Origin of the sequence: Azospirillum rugosum (assembly GCF_017876155.1) — a bacterium.
GTDB classification, from domain to species: domain Bacteria; phylum Pseudomonadota; class Alphaproteobacteria; order Azospirillales; family Azospirillaceae; genus Azospirillum; species Azospirillum rugosum.
In genome coordinates, this window is the sequence record NZ_JAGINP010000030.1 from 67,853 (window position 1) to 83,669 (window position 15,817).

Here is a 15,817-nt window from a genome sequence, read left to right on the forward strand (position 1 = left end):
TGCTGGATTGCCGAATGCCGCCACCGCTCGTCAGGGCAAGAAGTTTCTTCCATTCAGCACCCGCATATCACGTCATTACTGCACGTCTCGAAGCGCGATATCCTACCAATATTTTATGTTTATTTGTTTGCGCGGATCATAGCACGGGGCTGTTCCCGACGCGACCTGCCATGACGACTATGACCATGCTCATAACGGCCTTACACCTTGGGTGAATCGCCACCGTTTCCGCGAAGGTTCCCGCGAAGCACAGAACGCAACGCGCCAGGGATCACCGGACGGCTTCGCGCGTTCTTGTGTCGCCGCACGCTGAACATTGACGCCGACAACCGCCGAAATGAGGTTCGCCTTGAAGAAACCGCCCTTCGCCTCGCAGGTTATCCGCCACTCCCGCATCCGGGAGGGACTCCCCTACCCGCTCGGCGCCACCTGGGACGGGCTGGGCGTCAATTTCGCCCTGTTCTCGGCGAACGCGACCAAGGTCGAGCTGTGCCTGTTCGACCCGGAGGGCCGCCGGGAGCTGGAGCGCATCGAGCTGCCGGAATACACCGACGAGGTGTGGCACGGCTATCTGCCGGACGCGCGGCCCGGCACGGTCTACGGCTACCGCGTGCACGGCCCGTACGAGCCGCGGGCGGGGCATCGCTTCAACCCCAACAAGCTGCTGCTCGATCCCTATGCCAAGCACCTGATCGGGCCGCTGCGCTGGTCGGACGCGCATTTCGGCTACCGCGTCGGCTCCCCCCGCGCCGACCTGTCCTTCGACCGGCGCGACAGCGCGCCCGGCATGCCGAAATGCGTGGTGATCGACCCGGCCTTCACCTGGGGCCACGACCGCGCGCCGGCCATCCCGTGGGAGCGCACGATCGTCTATGAGACCCACGTGCGCGGCTACACCATGCGGCATCCGGCCGTGCCGCCGCAGCACCGCGGCACCTTCGCCGGGCTCGCCCAGCACGAGGTGGTGGAGTACATCCGCTCGCTGGGCGTCACCGCCGTGGAGCTTCTGCCGCCGCACGCCTTCGTGGACGACCGGTACCTGCTGGAGAAAGGCCTGCGGAACTACTGGGGCTACAACACCATCTCCTTCTTCGCGCCCGACCCGCGCTATCTGGCGACCGGCGCCATCAACGAGTTCAAGGAGATGATCGCCCGCCTGCACGACGCCGGGATCGAGGTGATCCTGGACGTGGTCTACAACCACACGGCGGAAGGCAACGAGATGGGGCCGACCCTCTCGTTCAAGGGCATCGACAACGCCTCCTATTACCGGCTGGCGCCGGACCCGCGCTACTACATCAACGACACGGGCACCGGGAACACGCTGAACGTCACGCACTCCCGCGTCCTCCAGATGGTCACCGACAGCCTGCGCTATTGGGTGACCGAGATGCATGTGGATGGGTTCCGCTTCGACCTCGCCACCATTCTGGCGCGCGAGACCTACGGCTTCGACCACAGCGGCGGCTTCCTGGACGCCTGCCGCCAGGATCCGGTGCTGTCCCGCGTCAAGCTGATCGCGGAGCCCTGGGACTGCGGCCCCGGCGGCTATCAGGTCGGCGGCTTCCCGCCGGGCTGGGCGGAGTGGAACGACAAGTTCCGCGACACCGTCCGCGCTTACTGGAAGGGCGACGAGGGCAAGCTGCCGGAAATGGCGACGCGCATGGCGGCATCCGCCGACGTGTTCAACCGCCGCGGCCGCAAGCCCTGGGCCAGCGTCAACTTCGTCACGGCGCACGACGGCTTCACGCTGAACGACCTCGTCTCCTACAACGACAAGCACAACGAGGCGAACGGCGAGGACAACCGCGACGGCCATTCCCACAACATCTCCTGGAACCACGGCGCCGAGGGGCCGACCGATGATCCGGAGATCAAGGCGCTGCGCTTCCGCCAGATGCGCAACCTGCTGGGAACGCTGCTGCTGTCGCAGGGCACGCCGATGATCCTGGCCGGCGACGAGTTCGCGCGGACCCAGCACGGCAACAACAACGCCTATTGCCAGGACAACGAGATCGGCTGGATCGACTGGGAGAACATCGACGAGGACGGGCAGGCCCTGACCGACTTCGTCCGTCACCTGATCGGCCTGCGCCAGAGCCACCCGCTGCTGCGCCGCGGCCGCTTCTTCACCGGCGCCTACAACCCCGACCTGGACGTCAAGGACGTCACCTGGATCACCCCGGCCGGCGTCGAGAAGGCGACCGAGCAGTGGCAGGACCCCATGGCCCGCTGCCTGGGCATGCTGCTGGACGGGCGGGCGCAGGCGACCGGCATCAAGAAGGCGGCGTCGGACGCCACGCTCCTGCTGATCATCAACTCCCACCACGACGTGGTGCCGTTCAAGCTGCCGGAGGTCGTGGGCGGGCACCAATGGCTGCGTCTGGTCGACACGACGGAGCCGGAGCGCGTGGAGATCTCCACCGCCGGCACCGGCGACGAGATCCCGGTCGGCGGGCGGTCGCTGCTTCTGTTCGAGCTGATCCCGGACCGCCGTTCCGAAAGCTCGCTGCGCGCCGCGGCCCGCGCCATTCGCAGCGCGTCGGAAGGGGCGGCGGACGATGCGAAGGCCGAGGTGGTGGCCGGCGAACCGGTTCAGCCTGCGGGCGCCCCGGCAGATGCCCCGGCCGGGTCCGCCCCGGAGCCGGCCAACCAATCGGGCGAGTGACCGCTTCGACGCGGCAATGACGTGAAGGGATGCGACGTGAAGGGATGCGGCGACCCGCCGCATCTCCTCGCCGCCGAGAAAGATATAATTTTATGAAAATCCATTTTGTCGGCGAAACCCATGGTTCCGCATCCCGCCGACGCAACCGTCCGTCAGGGGCGCCGCCAATGGCTCAGGGCAACTACATCCGCTTCCTTGTGGCGACCAACGCCGACCCGGCCCTGAAGGCGGCGATGACGCGCGTCTCGCGGGATCTGCTGACACCGGCGGATCTGGTCGTCTTCGCGGAAGAGCACGGCTACCGGTTTGCCGAGGAGGACATCCCTTTGCAGGCCGCGCAATCGGCAGCCTGACACCCTTGATGGGAACGGGCAACCGGAACGCCCCGACGGCCCCGGCGTTCCCGTCAGGCGCGGCTGCCTTCCAACTCCGGGTTCAGGCGGAAGGTGATGGCCCGGCCGAGCTTGGAGTCGCGCAGCAGGATTTGCTTGGTCTCCAGCAGCTTGATGGCCCGGTTGACGTTGGGCCGCTGCATGCCGAGCGCGTCCGCCAGTTCGGACTGCAGCACCGGCACCGGGCGGTCGAAGTGGAGCCGCCGGCTCAGGTAGGTGAACACGCGAAGCGCTTCCAGGGTGATGTCGCGGTCGGTCGAAACGGCCCTGGAGAGGAAGTCATGGTGCTGCATGGCGGCCTCGGTACTTTGGCTTGCACGGCATCGCAGTGCGGTTGAGACACATTACGGCTGTGCGCCGGGCTTCGGCCCGACACGTCCCCCCATCACGAAAACCCACACGGCGGAGGCATCCCGAACCCATCCCGTGGTCCGACCCGGCGCCCGCATCGCGTTTGGTTTCGCTGGAAGAAAAGATTACCGCCCTATTGTTGTCCGAATGTGTCTCGACTGTTTCGTCCCTGACATAAAACACGTTTTGCGCAAGTGGGCCGGGACATTTTCCCCCGGAACCCTTCCCCCTCGGCGGCCGTTGCGTCGGGACGGACGTCGCCCCCGGCGTCCGGGAAAAGACGGCACGCAAGGGAGGAACGGGCGATGCATCGACTCGTGCTGCTCCGGCATGGCCAGAGCGTCTGGAACCGCGAGGACCTGTTCACGGGCTGGACCGACGTGGACCTGACCGACCAGGGCGTCGCCGAGACCCGGCATGCCGCCGGCCTCCTCCGCCAGTCCGGCGTCGACTTCGACGTGGCCTTCACCTCCGTCCTGAAGCGGGCCATCAAGACGCTGGACATCGTGCTGGAGGACATGGACCGCCTGTGGCTGCCGGTGCACAAGCACTGGCGCCTGAACGAGCGCCACTACGGCGCGCTCCAGGGGCTGAACAAGACGGAGACGGCGGCCCGGCACGGCGCCGACCAAGTGTTCGTCTGGCGGCGAAGCTGGGACGTCCCGCCCCCGCCCATCGAACCGGACGACCCGCGCTCGGCCGTCTCCGACCGCCGCTACGCCGGGCTGGACCGCGCCAACCTGCCGCGCGGAGAAAGCCTGAAGGACACGACGGAGCGGGTAATTCCCTTCTGGCGCGAGGGCATCGTCCCCGCCCTGCGGCTGGGCGCCCGGGTGCTGGTGGCCGCGCACGGCAACAGCCTGCGCGGCTTGGTCAAGCACCTGGACAACGTCCCCGACCAGGACATCCCGCTGTTCGAAATCCCCACGAGCCGCCCCCTGGTCTACGAGCTGGACAGCGGCCTGGTCCCGATGCGCCGCTATTTCCTGACGGACGATGGCGGGCAGGAGGAGATCACCTGGCCGGAACGGAGCGGGAGTGCCGCGGCGTAGGGGGTTGGTGGAGAGTGGTTTCGTTGGGCCCCCACCCTAACCCTCCCCCACTTCGCGGGGGAGGGACTTGGCGCAGGTGAGGCGGCAGTCCCCTCCCTCGCCGAAGGTGGGGGAGGGTTAGGGTGGGGGCCCAGCGCAACCGCTTAACCGCCCGAATCCGACAGTTACGCCCCCGCCGGCCGCCGGCCCCGGTGCCCGGCCCCACCCTTGCCGCGCTTTTTGCCGGGAAGCGGGTGGTGGAAATGCGGGTGGCCGCCTTGCGGCTGCGCCGGCGCGCCGTCCGCCGGTGCCGGTGCCGGCCCGCCGCGGCGCTGACCGTCGCCACCACGGCGCCCACGGCGCCCGCTGTGCTCCTCCACCCGACCGGCGTAGCAGTTGTCGCAGACCCGGAAGCGGTGGTTCGCCTTCAGCCGCGTCCCGCAGACCGGGCAGGCGCGGGCGAGCGAGCGCTCCGCCAGCGTCCGTTCGATGAAGGCGTTCAGCATGGCCCGGCGTTCCTGGCACAGGTCCATCTCCGGATAGGAGTCCGGGAAACGGTAGGCCAGCCAAGCGTAGGCCGTCAGCTCCTTCACCGCCCGCTCCGCCCGCTCCAGCTCCACGTCGGTGCCGACGCGGTGGTGGAAGCGCTCCGCTTCGTCCGGGGCGGGGTTGGGCATGCCCTTGCCCTGGTTGATCGCCCAGCGGGCGAGTAGCAGCAGGTTGTTCTTGTCGCGCACGTCGATCGGGCAGCGCGCCAGCATGTCGCGCTGGGCCAGCGGCAGCTTCGCCTTGTCCACGGCGGCGGCGGCCTGGATGCGCTGCTCCAGGTCGGTCATGCGGAAGGTCTGGTTGGCGCGCAGCAGCTCCTGCCCGGCGGTGCGCAGCACCTTGGCGAGGCTGTCGGTGTCCAGCTCCCGCGCGATGGCCTCCACGTGGGTCAGGTTGGGGCTGATCCAGGCGCGCGGGTCTTCCGGCGGCTTGGGCGGGGTGGTCAGCGCCCGGCGCACCGGGTTGATGTTCTCGCCCTCCAGCACCGCGACGCGCCCTTCCTCGTGCATGCCGAAGCGGCCGGCGCGCCCGCCGATCTGGCGGATTTCCGACGAGGTCAGCTCGCGCTCCTCCCGCCCGTCGAACTTGCGGGTGGTGGACAGCACGACGCGCGCCACCGGCAGGTTGAGGCCCATGCCGATGGCGTCGGTCGCCACCAGGACGTCGGCCGTGCCCTCACGGAAGCGCCGCGCCTCGGCCCGCCGCACCTCCGGCGACAGGGCGCCGTAGATCACCGCGACCGTGTGGTCGCGGGCCAGCAGGTCGCGCCGCAGCCCCATCACGTCCTTGCGCGAGAAGGCGATGACCGCGTCGCCCCGGCGCACGTTGGCGAGCGGCACCCGCTCCTCCTGGATGCGCAGCGGCGACTTGCGGGTGAACTCCACGACCTCCAGCTCCTCGCCCAGCGCGGTGGCGAGCCGCTGGACGTAGGGAATGGCGTCGGCGGAGCCGGTCATCAGGATCTCCGGCGCCGCGACGCCGGCCACCGCCTGGGTCCAGGCCCAGCCGCGGTCGGGGTCGCCGATCATCTGGATCTCGTCGATGACGCAGGCGCCCCACACCTTGCCGGTGTTGACCATCTCGATGGTGGAGGAGGTGAAGGCCGCCCCCGGCCGCACGTCGCGCTCCTCGCCGGTGACGAGGCTGCACGGGCGCCCGCGGTTCTCCAGCGCCTCCTGCCCCTCCAGCGCCAGCAGGCGCAGCGGGGCGAGGTAGCAGCCGCTCTCCGCCTCGGCCAGCCGGTCCATGGCGGCGTGCGTCTTGCCGGAGTTGGTGGGGCCGACGAACAGCCGCAGCTTGCGCACCATGGCGCGCGCCGTGGCGAAGCTGTCGAGATAGACGCCGAGGCCCGACGCGTTCTCCAGCCGCTCCCGTCGCACCTTCAGGCCGGCGCGGGCGGCGGCGGTGGAGAAGGCCTCCTCCAGCGCGTCGAGCAGCGCCTGAAGGCGCGGGATGCGCCCGCCGAAGCCGACCACGCGGCCAAGCTCGTCGGCGAAGCCCTTGGGCCGCCAGGACTCGCCGAAGCCCTCCGCCCGCTTGGCCATGGAGGCGAACCAGCTGTCCACACGCCCGCGCGCCTTCTCGACGGCCGGCGAGGCGAGCCCGGCGGCCTTGACCTTCTTGCCCAGCGCGCGGGCCTGCGGACGGCCGAAGCCCTCCTCCGACGTCATCAGGCCCCACAGCTCGGCCTCGATGTCCGGAAGCGGGCCCAGGGCCACGCGGAAGCGCAGCTTCAGCCGGCGGTCGGTGCCGGGAACCACGACCTCGTGCACCACGGCGACCGACCAGCGGGCCGGCGTGCTGTCGGCGTCCACCTCGAAGCCGTCGCCGCGCACCACGGCCGCGATGGCGCGGAGCGCGTCGCGCCGGTCGAACTCGTCCGCGGTTCCGGGTTGGCGGGGTGTGGTTTCGTCGTCGTTCATCAGGATCTTCTTGTTGTCGTTCGTTGTCGCCGGGCGCCCACCGCGACCATCCACCGCCGCGGTTCCGCGGGAAGCCCGCGAAGTGCACACCTCGAATTTTGGAACAGCGCCGGAGGGATGCCGGCACGGCGAGGACGTCGATCCCCCATCTGCACACCGGTGACCAGCCGGCGTACCTATATGGGCGGAGCCGTTTTTCACCGCAAGCCGATTCCGTGGTCCCCCGGCAAGGCCGGGCTAATTCGCCTGTCCTGCCCTTTCGCCGTTCCCACCGCTGCGAAAAAGGGGCGTCACCAGCCACATAGATCGACGTTGCGCAGCGATCGTCCATCAAAGGGGGTAATCGTTCGCGCAGCTCGGCGGGACTCCCCGATCGGATGGGTTAGTAAGCATTACCGTCTGACCGGGCCGTATCCCGTCATGCATCATCGGTGCGGTGACAGCGCATTGAATTGTCGCTACGCAAAATTGTTTAGGAGATCTGCATGCCGAGCCCTCGTGAAGTCCTGGCACTGATCGAGAGAATCCGGTGCATTTCAAGCGAAGAAGAGCGTCACGCCTTGCTGGATTCCTTGGCTGCCGTGGATCGGCCGACCATCCTGTCGTTCGTCAACGCGCACGGCGTGAACCTCTGCGCGCGGTCGGCGCCGGCGCTGACGGCCTTCCGGTCGTCGGACGTGCTGCTGCGCGACGGCGTGGCGCTGGAACTGGCACTGCCCCGGCTGGATTTGCCGGCCGGCTTCAACATGAACGGCACCGACTTCATCCCCTTGCTGCTCCGCACTTTTCCCGCGCGGAAGGTGGCGGTCTACGGCACGGCGGACCCGTGGCTGGAGCGCGGCGTCGAGCGGCTGAAGGCCGGCACGCCGCACCGCTACGTCGACACCCAACACGGCTTCCACCCCGTGGAGCATTACATCGAGCGCGCCCGGGAGCACCGGCCCGACATCATCATCCTCGCCATGGGCATGCCCCGGCAGGAAGAGGTCGCGGTCCTGCTGAAGCGCGCGCTCGATCATCCCGTTTTGATCGTGAACGGGGGCGCAATCGTCGATTTCCTCGCCGGAAGGTTTGCGCGCGCCCCGACGTACATTCAGCGCCTGGGCCTCGAATGGGCGTTTCGCCTGGCCCAGGAACCCCGCCGCCTGTTCCGCCGCTACTGCGTCGGAGCCTTCGGCTTTGCCCACAATGTCCTGCTTATGCGCCGTGCCGCCGCCTCGCGTTCGTCCAGCGCCCCAGCACCAGCGCCCATGCATAAGGAGCTTTGAGAAGTGGAAAACCTGCCCCAGATCAACCACGGCGGTCCGCCGGTCCCGGCTTGGCCCGCCGTTCCCGGCCCGGCCGCCCGTGCCGAGTTCGAGGGTCAGACGCCGTCCATGGGCCCGGACTTCCGGTTCATCCTGCGGGTGCTGGGCAGCCACAAGTGGCTGATCGCCTGCATCGTGGTGGTGCTGACGGGCCTGTCGGCGCTCGGCGTGTCGACGCTGAAGGACCAGTACACCTCCGAAGCCCTTCTGCTGGTGGACAACCGCCAGGTGCGCATCGTGCGTGAGGTGGACCAGGTGGTCGGCTCCCTCCCCACGGAGGACGCCGCCATCCTGAGCGAGATCGAGATCCTGAAGTCGCAGCAGGTGCTGAACCAGGTGGTGAACGATCTCCAGCTCACCAAGCATCCGGAGTTCAACCCGCCGGCGCAGGAGGACGAGACCCTGCCGTTCGTCGAACGCGCGGTGGCCTACGGCCGCGACCTCGCCGGCCGGGTCTGGGGCGACAGCCTGCCGGGCCCGGTGGCCTGGATGCTGAGCCACGGCGACGAGATGGCCCAGGACATCCGGGCCCGCGAGGCGCACGCGGCGCTGGGCAACGACCAGATCATCGCCCGCATCCACCGCAAGCTGGACGTGGCCATCGTCGGCCGGTCGCGCGTGATCCAGGTCCGCTTCTCGTCGAAGGAGCCGCAGCTGAGCCGCGACGTGGTGGACGGCATCGTCCGCCGCTACATGGAAACCCGCCAGCAGATGGACCGCGACCTGTCGACCAGCGCGATCTCCTGGCTGCAGGACCGCATCACCACCCTGCGCCGGGAAGTGGCCGAGGCCGACCAGAAGGTCGAGACGGCCCGCGTCAAGGGCGGCCTGCTGAAGGGCGGCACCGGCCTGATGGCCCAGAACGAGCTTGAGCAGACCCGCCTGCGCCTGGCCGAGGCCTCGGCCATCCGCGCCCGCTCGGTCGCCCAGGCCGACGCGCTGGAGCGCAACCTGAAGGCCGGCAACTGGAACGCCATCGGCGGCAGCATCGCCTCGCCGGTCGTCGCCCAGCTCCGCGCCACGGTGGCGGCGATCTCCACCGAGATGGCCCAGCTGTCCCGCCAGTACGGTCCCAAGCACCCGCGCATCGTCGAGCTGCAGGGCCGCCTGAACGAGGCGAACGCCTCGCTCCAGCAGGAAATCCGCCGCGAGATCAACGGCGTCCGCGAGGCCGCCCAGGTCGCCGTGGAGCAGGAAAGCGCCCTGAAGACGATGATCGGCCGCATGGAGGGCAACTACGCCACCATGCAGGAAAGCGCGATCCCGCTGCGCACGCTGGAATCCGAGGCGACGGCCAAGCGCCAGCTCCTCGACAGCCTGCTCGGCCGCCTGGAAGAGGTCGAGGCCCAGAAGGACAGCCGCGCCTTCCCGGCCGCCGTCAAGCTGGTGTCGGCGCCGCAGGTCCCGCACGAGCCGTCGGGTCCGTTCCGCATCCTCCTGCTGCTGGCCGGCTTCGTCGCCTCGCTCGCCCTGGCCGTCTTCTCGGTCTTCGGCCTGGAGCTTCTCCAGCGCCACGTCCACACCCCGGACGCCGTCCGCCGCATCCTGGGCGTCGGCACCGTCCACATCGTGCCGCACCAGAGCGACCGCGGTGCCAAGGGCCGGCTGTACAAGGTCTTCCAGCGCCATCCCTTCTCGCTGTTCAGCGAATCGCTCCGCGCCCTGTTCCGCAACCATCTGGCGGACCTCGGCCCGGTGGGCTCCCTGGCGGTGACCTCGGCCCGCCCGCAGGACGGCAAGACCTCGCTCAGCCTCGCCGTGGCTCAGGTGGCGAGCCAGGCCGGACGCCGCGTGGTGGTGGTGGACACCGACTTCCGCCGGTCGCGCATCGACGGCCTGTTCGACCTGTCCGCCAAGAAGGGCCTGTCCGACTGGATCGCGGGTGAGGCCATGCTGGACGAGATCGTCCACGTGTCCGACGACGTGCCCTTCGCGATGGTCCCGGCGGGCAAGCTGAACTCCATGACGCTGGATCGTTTCAACGTCGACTGCCTGGTGCAGCTGATGGCCGGCCTGTCGCCCAGCTTCGACCTGGTGGTGTTCGACACCGCCCCGGCGCTGGCGGTGTCCGACGCCCGGATCGTCTGCGGCGCCGCTTCCAAGGTCCTGTTCGTCACCCGCTGGGGCCACACCACGGCCAGCGACCTGCACGCGGTGGCGGACCTCGGCCCGATCGACCACGACAAGTTCGTGTGCGTGATGACCGACGTGAACCTGAAGAAGGCCGCCAGCAAGGGCTACCAGGGTCCGTACAACAGCTACGTCGCGACCCGGAAGTACTACGGCAACCCGACCATGCGGGCCACGTCCTAACCATCCCGATGCAAAGCCCTTCTCCCCGCCATTTAACGAAGGTTGGGGAGAGGGGTTTGGGATGAAGGGGCGGCCGCGAGGCTGAAAACGACTTCGAAGCCGGACGTCACCACAGAGGCACAGAGACACAGAGAACATCACAAACAGGCCAGCTCCCCCGGACCGATCCGACGAGCACAAGTGCTTTTGTGAGTTCTCTGTGTCTCCGTGTCTCTGTGGTGACGATCATTTCTGAAATTGCTCACCACAACCACGAGGCCCGACGCCCATGGCCCAGACCTCGCCGAAACGCTTCCCGCCGCTTTCGCTCTCCCGCCGCGACGCGTTGCGCGCCGTGGCCGCGGCGGCCGTGCTGGCCAGCTGCAAGGCCACCACCGACCCGTCGGTCGCCGAGGCGGCCTCGACCGCCGCCACCTCGCGCGCGGTCCCCGACGTGACCCTGCGCGATGCCTGCCGCGCCGCCGGCATCAAGCACGGCGCCGCCCGCGACCATTACATCGAGCCGGAAGATCCCATGCTCGACCGGCTGATGGAGCGGGAGTGCGACGTCGTCACGCCGGAGAACGGCGGGAAATGGGCGGTCTTCCAGCCGCAGGAAGGCCAGTTCGACTGGAGCCGTTTCGACGCTTCCGTGGAGCTGGCGCGGCGCATCGGCGCCCAGCCGAACTGGCACTGCGCCCTGTGGCAGCACATGGGCATGCCCGATTACATGAAGCTGCCGCAGCGGCGGATGGCCGAGCTGGGGATCGGGGAGAAGGCCTACTTCTCGGCCGAAGGCACGCTGTCGCCCGACAACTACTGGCAGCGCTTCACCGACATGGTCGCGGCCGTGAAGAACCGCTACGGCGACATCTTCTACCGCATCGATGTCGTCAACGAGGTCTTCTTCTGGGAGACGGGGCGCAGCCATCCCCAGGAACAGGACCGCTACGGGTTTCGCCGCGGCCAGTGGTGGGTGGCGGCGGGCGGGGCGACCAAGGGGCCGGAGTGGATGGACCCCTTCTTCCACCACATCCGCAAGGAATTCCCCTCGGCCAAGCTGGTCCTGAACGAGTTCGGGATCGAGATCGACGAGGGCTGGCAGCAGCGCAAGCGCGCCTACCTCCAGACCTGGCTGACCGACGCGGTCAAGCGCGGTGTTCCGATCGACGGGCTGGGGCTGCAAAGCCACCTGATGGCCGGCAAGCCCTATGACCGCGACGGCATGCGCGGCTTCCTGCGCGCGGTGGACCGGCTGGGCCTGCCCGTCCACATCACCGAGTTCGACGTGGACGAGCGTCACCTGCCGCGCAGTTGGTCCCGCGCCGAAAAGGACCGCGCCATGGCCTTCCTCGCCGCCCAGTATGTCGGCGACATCGCCGGCAACGCCAAGCTGGCGGAGCTGGTCTGGTGGCACCTGCGGTCCGATATGAACTACATCGCGCGGGAATTTCCGGAGCTGAACCCGCACCCGTCGCCCTACGACGCGGCGTCCAAGCCGTTGCCGATCTACGAGGCCACGGTGCAGGCCCTGCGTAATCGGAACAGGGCCTAGCAGCCGGGTAATATCGAAACCGACATGGCGTACCCCCTGCACGAGGGCTCCACCGTGGAACGTACGACAGCGAACGATCTGGTTGCCCGCTACAAGCGCAAGTTCGGCCTGTCGCCGAGCTATCCCTTGAGCGAGGCGATGGTGCTCCAGCACTGGAACCTGGAGCGCCGATTGGCCCGCGAGTTGCTCGACTCCCGCCGGGAGGAGCGCTGGTCCATCTTCGAACGCGCCTACACCGCGCTGTACAAGAATTGTCCCTGGCTGAACGATGCGGTGGACACCTCCGTCCACGACGATCAGCTCGATTTCGGCCATTTCCTGACCTTGCTGCGGGGCGCCAAGGACGTCTACGAGGTCGGGTCGGGCAAGGCCCGGCTGCTCGGCTTCCTGGCGCGCCACGGCTATTCCTGCGTCGCCACCGAGATCACGCGGGAGCGCGGCGAGCGCTGGACCGACGAGCGCGCCAACGTGACCTGGCGCTGCTGCGACGGCGTCAACCTCGCGGAATTCGAACCGCGCGACCGGTATGACGCGGTCGTCTCCACCCACGTCATCGAGCATTTCCATCCGGACGACGTGCCGACGCACCTGAAGAACGTGCACGCCATCCTGAAGCCGGGCGGGCGCTACGTGCTCAGCATGCCGCACAAGCACGCGGGACCGATGGATCTGTCGGAGGTGTTCGGGCTGGACGAGCCGGTCTGCATGCACCTGCGCGAATACACCTGGGCGGAGACGGAACGGGCGCTGGCCGATGCCGGCTTCACGGGCATGAAGGCGGTCTACGTCGCCCCGCTCGCCGTGCGGCGGCGGCTTCCCATCCACTTCTCCGGACGCCTCTACCTCGCCTATGTCAAGGCCGTCGAGGCCCTGTTGGGTGCGATGCCATTAACCATGCGGCGCAAGCTCAGCGCGCTCGGCCAGCTCTACCTGTTCCGGCCGGAGGTGTTCATGGTCGCGCACAAGCCGGCGGACGCCAAATCGCGGGCCTAAAATTGTAACAGGTTCAGAGGTTTGTGGGCGCGGGGCCGCACTGTTGCGCGAGCGACGCAGTAAAGTGCGATTCTCGCGTCCCTTTCTTTTCACAGCCTATAGTGGCTTTTGAGCAGCATTTCGCTAAAATTTGAAATACCTCGTTAACCATTCTGGACGAACCTGGGCTCCACCGAAAACGGAGAGAGGTTTCTTCCAATGGCAACGACCACCACGAGCCTCGTCGACACGACCTTCGTCGTCAACGCCTCGGGGCAGGCTGCCGGCGGGATCTGGCCGCAGCTGAAGCTGCGCTTGGATGGCGTCGATATCGGCCAGGCGACGGTCAGCTCGACCAGCACCGGCCGGTACACCTTTAAGGCCCAGGTCGCTCCGGACCAGGCCCACAAGGTTCAAATCGTCTATGACAACGACGGTTTCGTAAACGGTCAGGACCGCAACCTGATCGTCAAGTCGATTGAGGTCAACGGCAAGACCGTCAACTCCACCAACTCGCTGGTCACCTACGACAAGGGCGCGCTTGACGGCATCGACGTGGTGCCCGGCCAGGAAGGCCTGTGGTGGAACGGCGCTCTGAACTTCGCGCTGACCAAGGATTATTTCCCGGTTCCGACCCCGTCGGCCCCGGCGGGCAACGCCCAGATCGTCCTGAACCTGCAGGGCAACGCCGCGGGCGGCCAGAACGCCCATTTCAACCTGCTGGTCGACGGCAAGAAGGTCGGTGAAGGCACCGCCGGCGCCACCGCCAAGGATTTCGCCTTCGCCACGAACGTGACGCAGGACCAGGCGCACAAGATCCAGATCCAGTACGACAACGACGCGACGGTGAACGGCGTCGACCGCAACCTGATCGTCAACAAGGTCACCATCAACGGCCACGCCGTGAACCCGACCGACGCCAACGTCACCTACGACAAGGGCGCGCTGGACGGGCAGGACGTGGTGAAGGGCCAGTCCGGCCTGTGGTGGAACGGCACCCTGCAGGTCGCCGCCGACAAGTCCTGGTTCCCGGGCTCCACGACCACGCCGACCACCCCGCCGGCCCCGACCCCGACGAAGCCGTCGATCGCGGTCAGCGACGTGTCGGTCACCGAGCCGACGGGCACCAAGACCAGCGCGGGCATCGCGCCGGGCTTCCTGCACACCGAAGGCGGGCAGATCGTCGATAGCGCCGGCCACAACGTGAAGCTGACCGGCGTCAACTGGTTCGGGGCCGAGGGCTACGCCTTCGCGCCGCAGGGGCTGTGGATGGACAGCTACCAGAACCACATGGACAAGATGCAGGATCTGGGCTTCAACGTCATCCGGCTGCCCTACTCCGACGCCATGCTGGACAACGGCCGCATGCCGACCGGCATCGACTACTCGAAGAACCCGGACCTGGCCGGCAAGACCTCGCTCCAGGTCTTCGACAAGATCATCGAGTACGCCGACAAGATCGGCATGAAGATCATCCTCGACCACCATCGCTCCGGCGACGGCGCATCGGCCAACGAGAACGGGCTCTGGTACACCGACCAGTACCCGGAATCGAAGATGATCGCCAACTGGAAGATGCTGGCCCAGCGCTATGCCGGCAACGATGCCGTCATCGGCGCCGACCTGCACAACGAGCCGCACAACCCGACCACCTGGGGTGACGGCGGCCCGAACGACTGGGCCCGCGCGGCGGAGCGCATCGGCAACGCCATCCAGACCGTGAACAAGGACTGGCTGCTGATCGTCGAGGGCAACGAGGTCTACAACAACCAGTGGTACTGGTGGGGTGGCAACCTGCTGGGCCAGAAGGCCTACGACGTGAAGTTCAACACGCCGGGCAAGCTGGTCTATTCGGTGCACGACTACGGTCCGTCGCTGCACATGATGGATTGGTTCAAGGACGCCAACTTCCCCAACAACATGCCGGCCAAGTGGACGGAGATGTGGGGCCGCCTGATCCAGAACGACCAGCATCCGGTTCTGGTGGGTGAGTTCGGCAGCCGCATGGAAACGGCCATCGACCAGAAGTGGATGCCCAAGCTGGTCCAGTACATGAACGGCGACTGGAACGGCGACGGCAAGGTCGATCTGGCGGCGGGCGACCAGGGCGCGAGCTGGACCTACTGGGCCTGGAGCCCGGGTTCGGGCGACACCGGCGGCATCATGAACGACAGCTGGCAGGTCGACTACAACAAGTACAACGCCATCAAGGCGGGCCTGTTCAGCGGCTCCAGCAGCACGCCGAACACCGCGGACGCGGTCTTCACCGTGAAGCTGTCGCAGGCCTACAGCCAGACGGTCACCGTGGACTACGCCACGGCGGACGGCACGGCCAAGGCCGGTTCCGACTACACCGCGACCAGCGGCAAGCTGACCTTCGCCGCCGGCGAGACCAGCAAGACCGTCACCGTCAAGGTGCTGAGCGACAGCGTGACCGAGGGTTCCGAGACCTTCAACCTGAAGCTCTCCAACGCCACCCAGGCCACGATCGCCGACGCCACCGGCGTTGGCACGATCAACGCGCCGGCCTCCGCCCAGGCCCTGTCGGCCGACGTCGACGTGCTGAACCACACGGTGACGCAGCAGGCCACGGCGACCGTCCAGTCGGTCGACGTCACGTCGGCCAGCGCCGCCCAGGCCCAGGCCGCGTTGGATCTGGCCCACCTGGCCACGCTGACCGACCACATGGACCACACCGTGAGCCCGTACGCTCACTTCATGACCGACGGCGCCTGATCGGCCCATCGGTTGTACGAGGAAGGGTAAACTCGGGCCGGC

10 protein-coding genes are annotated in these 15,817 nt (G+C 67.8%); 8 read left to right on the forward strand and 2 right to left on the reverse strand.

Annotated features, from left to right (window positions below; all coding sequences use genetic code 11):
- Positions 1-337: 337 nt before the first annotated feature.
- Both glgX and J2851_RS30825 read left to right on the forward strand, forming a co-directional pair.
- The gene (glgX, locus tag J2851_RS30820; protein ID WP_370881329.1) at positions 338-2,668 is read left to right on the forward strand and encodes a glycogen debranching protein GlgX; all 2,331 of its coding nucleotides are present in this window, start codon (positions 338-340) and stop codon (positions 2,666-2,668) included.
- 167 nt (positions 2,669-2,835) lie between these two features.
- Positions 2,836-3,021 carry a Nif11 family protein gene (locus J2851_RS30825; protein ID WP_209771492.1) on the forward strand — a complete coding sequence of 62 codons (186 nt, stop codon included), beginning with the start codon at positions 2,836-2,838 and terminating at the stop codon, positions 3,019-3,021.
- A gap of 53 nt (positions 3,022-3,074) precedes the next feature.
- On the opposite strand, the gene J2851_RS30830 is transcribed toward J2851_RS30825, so the two are convergent.
- Positions 3,075-3,353, reverse strand: coding sequence for a MarR family transcriptional regulator (locus J2851_RS30830; protein WP_209771495.1), 279 nt, complete (start codon positions 3,351-3,353; stop codon positions 3,075-3,077).
- Between the two features lie 363 nt (positions 3,354-3,716).
- Between J2851_RS30830 and gpmA the strand changes: the two genes are divergently transcribed.
- On the forward strand, positions 3,717-4,463 hold the full coding sequence (gene gpmA / locus J2851_RS30835) for a 2,3-diphosphoglycerate-dependent phosphoglycerate mutase (RefSeq protein ID WP_209771498.1): 747 nt from the start codon (positions 3,717-3,719) through the stop codon (positions 4,461-4,463).
- Between the two features lie 164 nt (positions 4,464-4,627).
- Here gpmA and J2851_RS30840 read toward each other — a convergent pair whose 3' ends face one another.
- The gene (locus J2851_RS30840) at positions 4,628-6,913 is read right to left on the reverse strand and encodes a helicase-related protein (protein WP_209771500.1); all 2,286 of its coding nucleotides are present in this window, start codon (positions 6,911-6,913) and stop codon (positions 4,628-4,630) included.
- 485 nt (positions 6,914-7,398) lie between these two features.
- Between J2851_RS30840 and J2851_RS30845 the strand changes: the two genes are divergently transcribed.
- The 5 genes from J2851_RS30845 to J2851_RS30865 all read left to right on the forward strand — a co-directional run bounded on the left by J2851_RS30845 (position 7,399) and on the right by J2851_RS30865 (position 15,775).
- Complete coding sequence (locus tag J2851_RS30845) at positions 7,399-8,181, forward strand: WecB/TagA/CpsF family glycosyltransferase (RefSeq protein WP_209771502.1); 783 nt, start codon at positions 7,399-7,401, stop codon at positions 8,179-8,181.
- Positions 8,182-8,184: 3 nt separating this feature from the next.
- Positions 8,185-10,533 (forward strand): GumC family protein, encoded by a 2,349-nt coding sequence (locus J2851_RS30850; RefSeq protein WP_307420662.1) that lies wholly within the window; start codon positions 8,185-8,187, stop codon positions 10,531-10,533.
- Between the two features lie 268 nt (positions 10,534-10,801).
- Positions 10,802-12,067: an endo-1,4-beta-xylanase gene (locus J2851_RS30855; RefSeq protein ID WP_209771504.1), complete on the forward strand. Its 1,266-nt coding sequence runs from the start codon at positions 10,802-10,804 to the stop codon at positions 12,065-12,067.
- Between the two features lie 24 nt (positions 12,068-12,091).
- Entirely contained in the window at positions 12,092-13,060 is a 969-nt protein-coding gene (locus tag J2851_RS30860) for a class I SAM-dependent methyltransferase (protein ID WP_209771506.1), read from the forward strand.
- Positions 13,061-13,258: 198 nt separating this feature from the next.
- Positions 13,259-15,775 carry a cellulase family glycosylhydrolase gene (locus J2851_RS30865; protein ID WP_209771508.1) on the forward strand — a complete coding sequence of 839 codons (2,517 nt, stop codon included), beginning with the start codon at positions 13,259-13,261 and terminating at the stop codon, positions 15,773-15,775.
- Positions 15,776-15,817 lie beyond the last annotated feature (42 nt).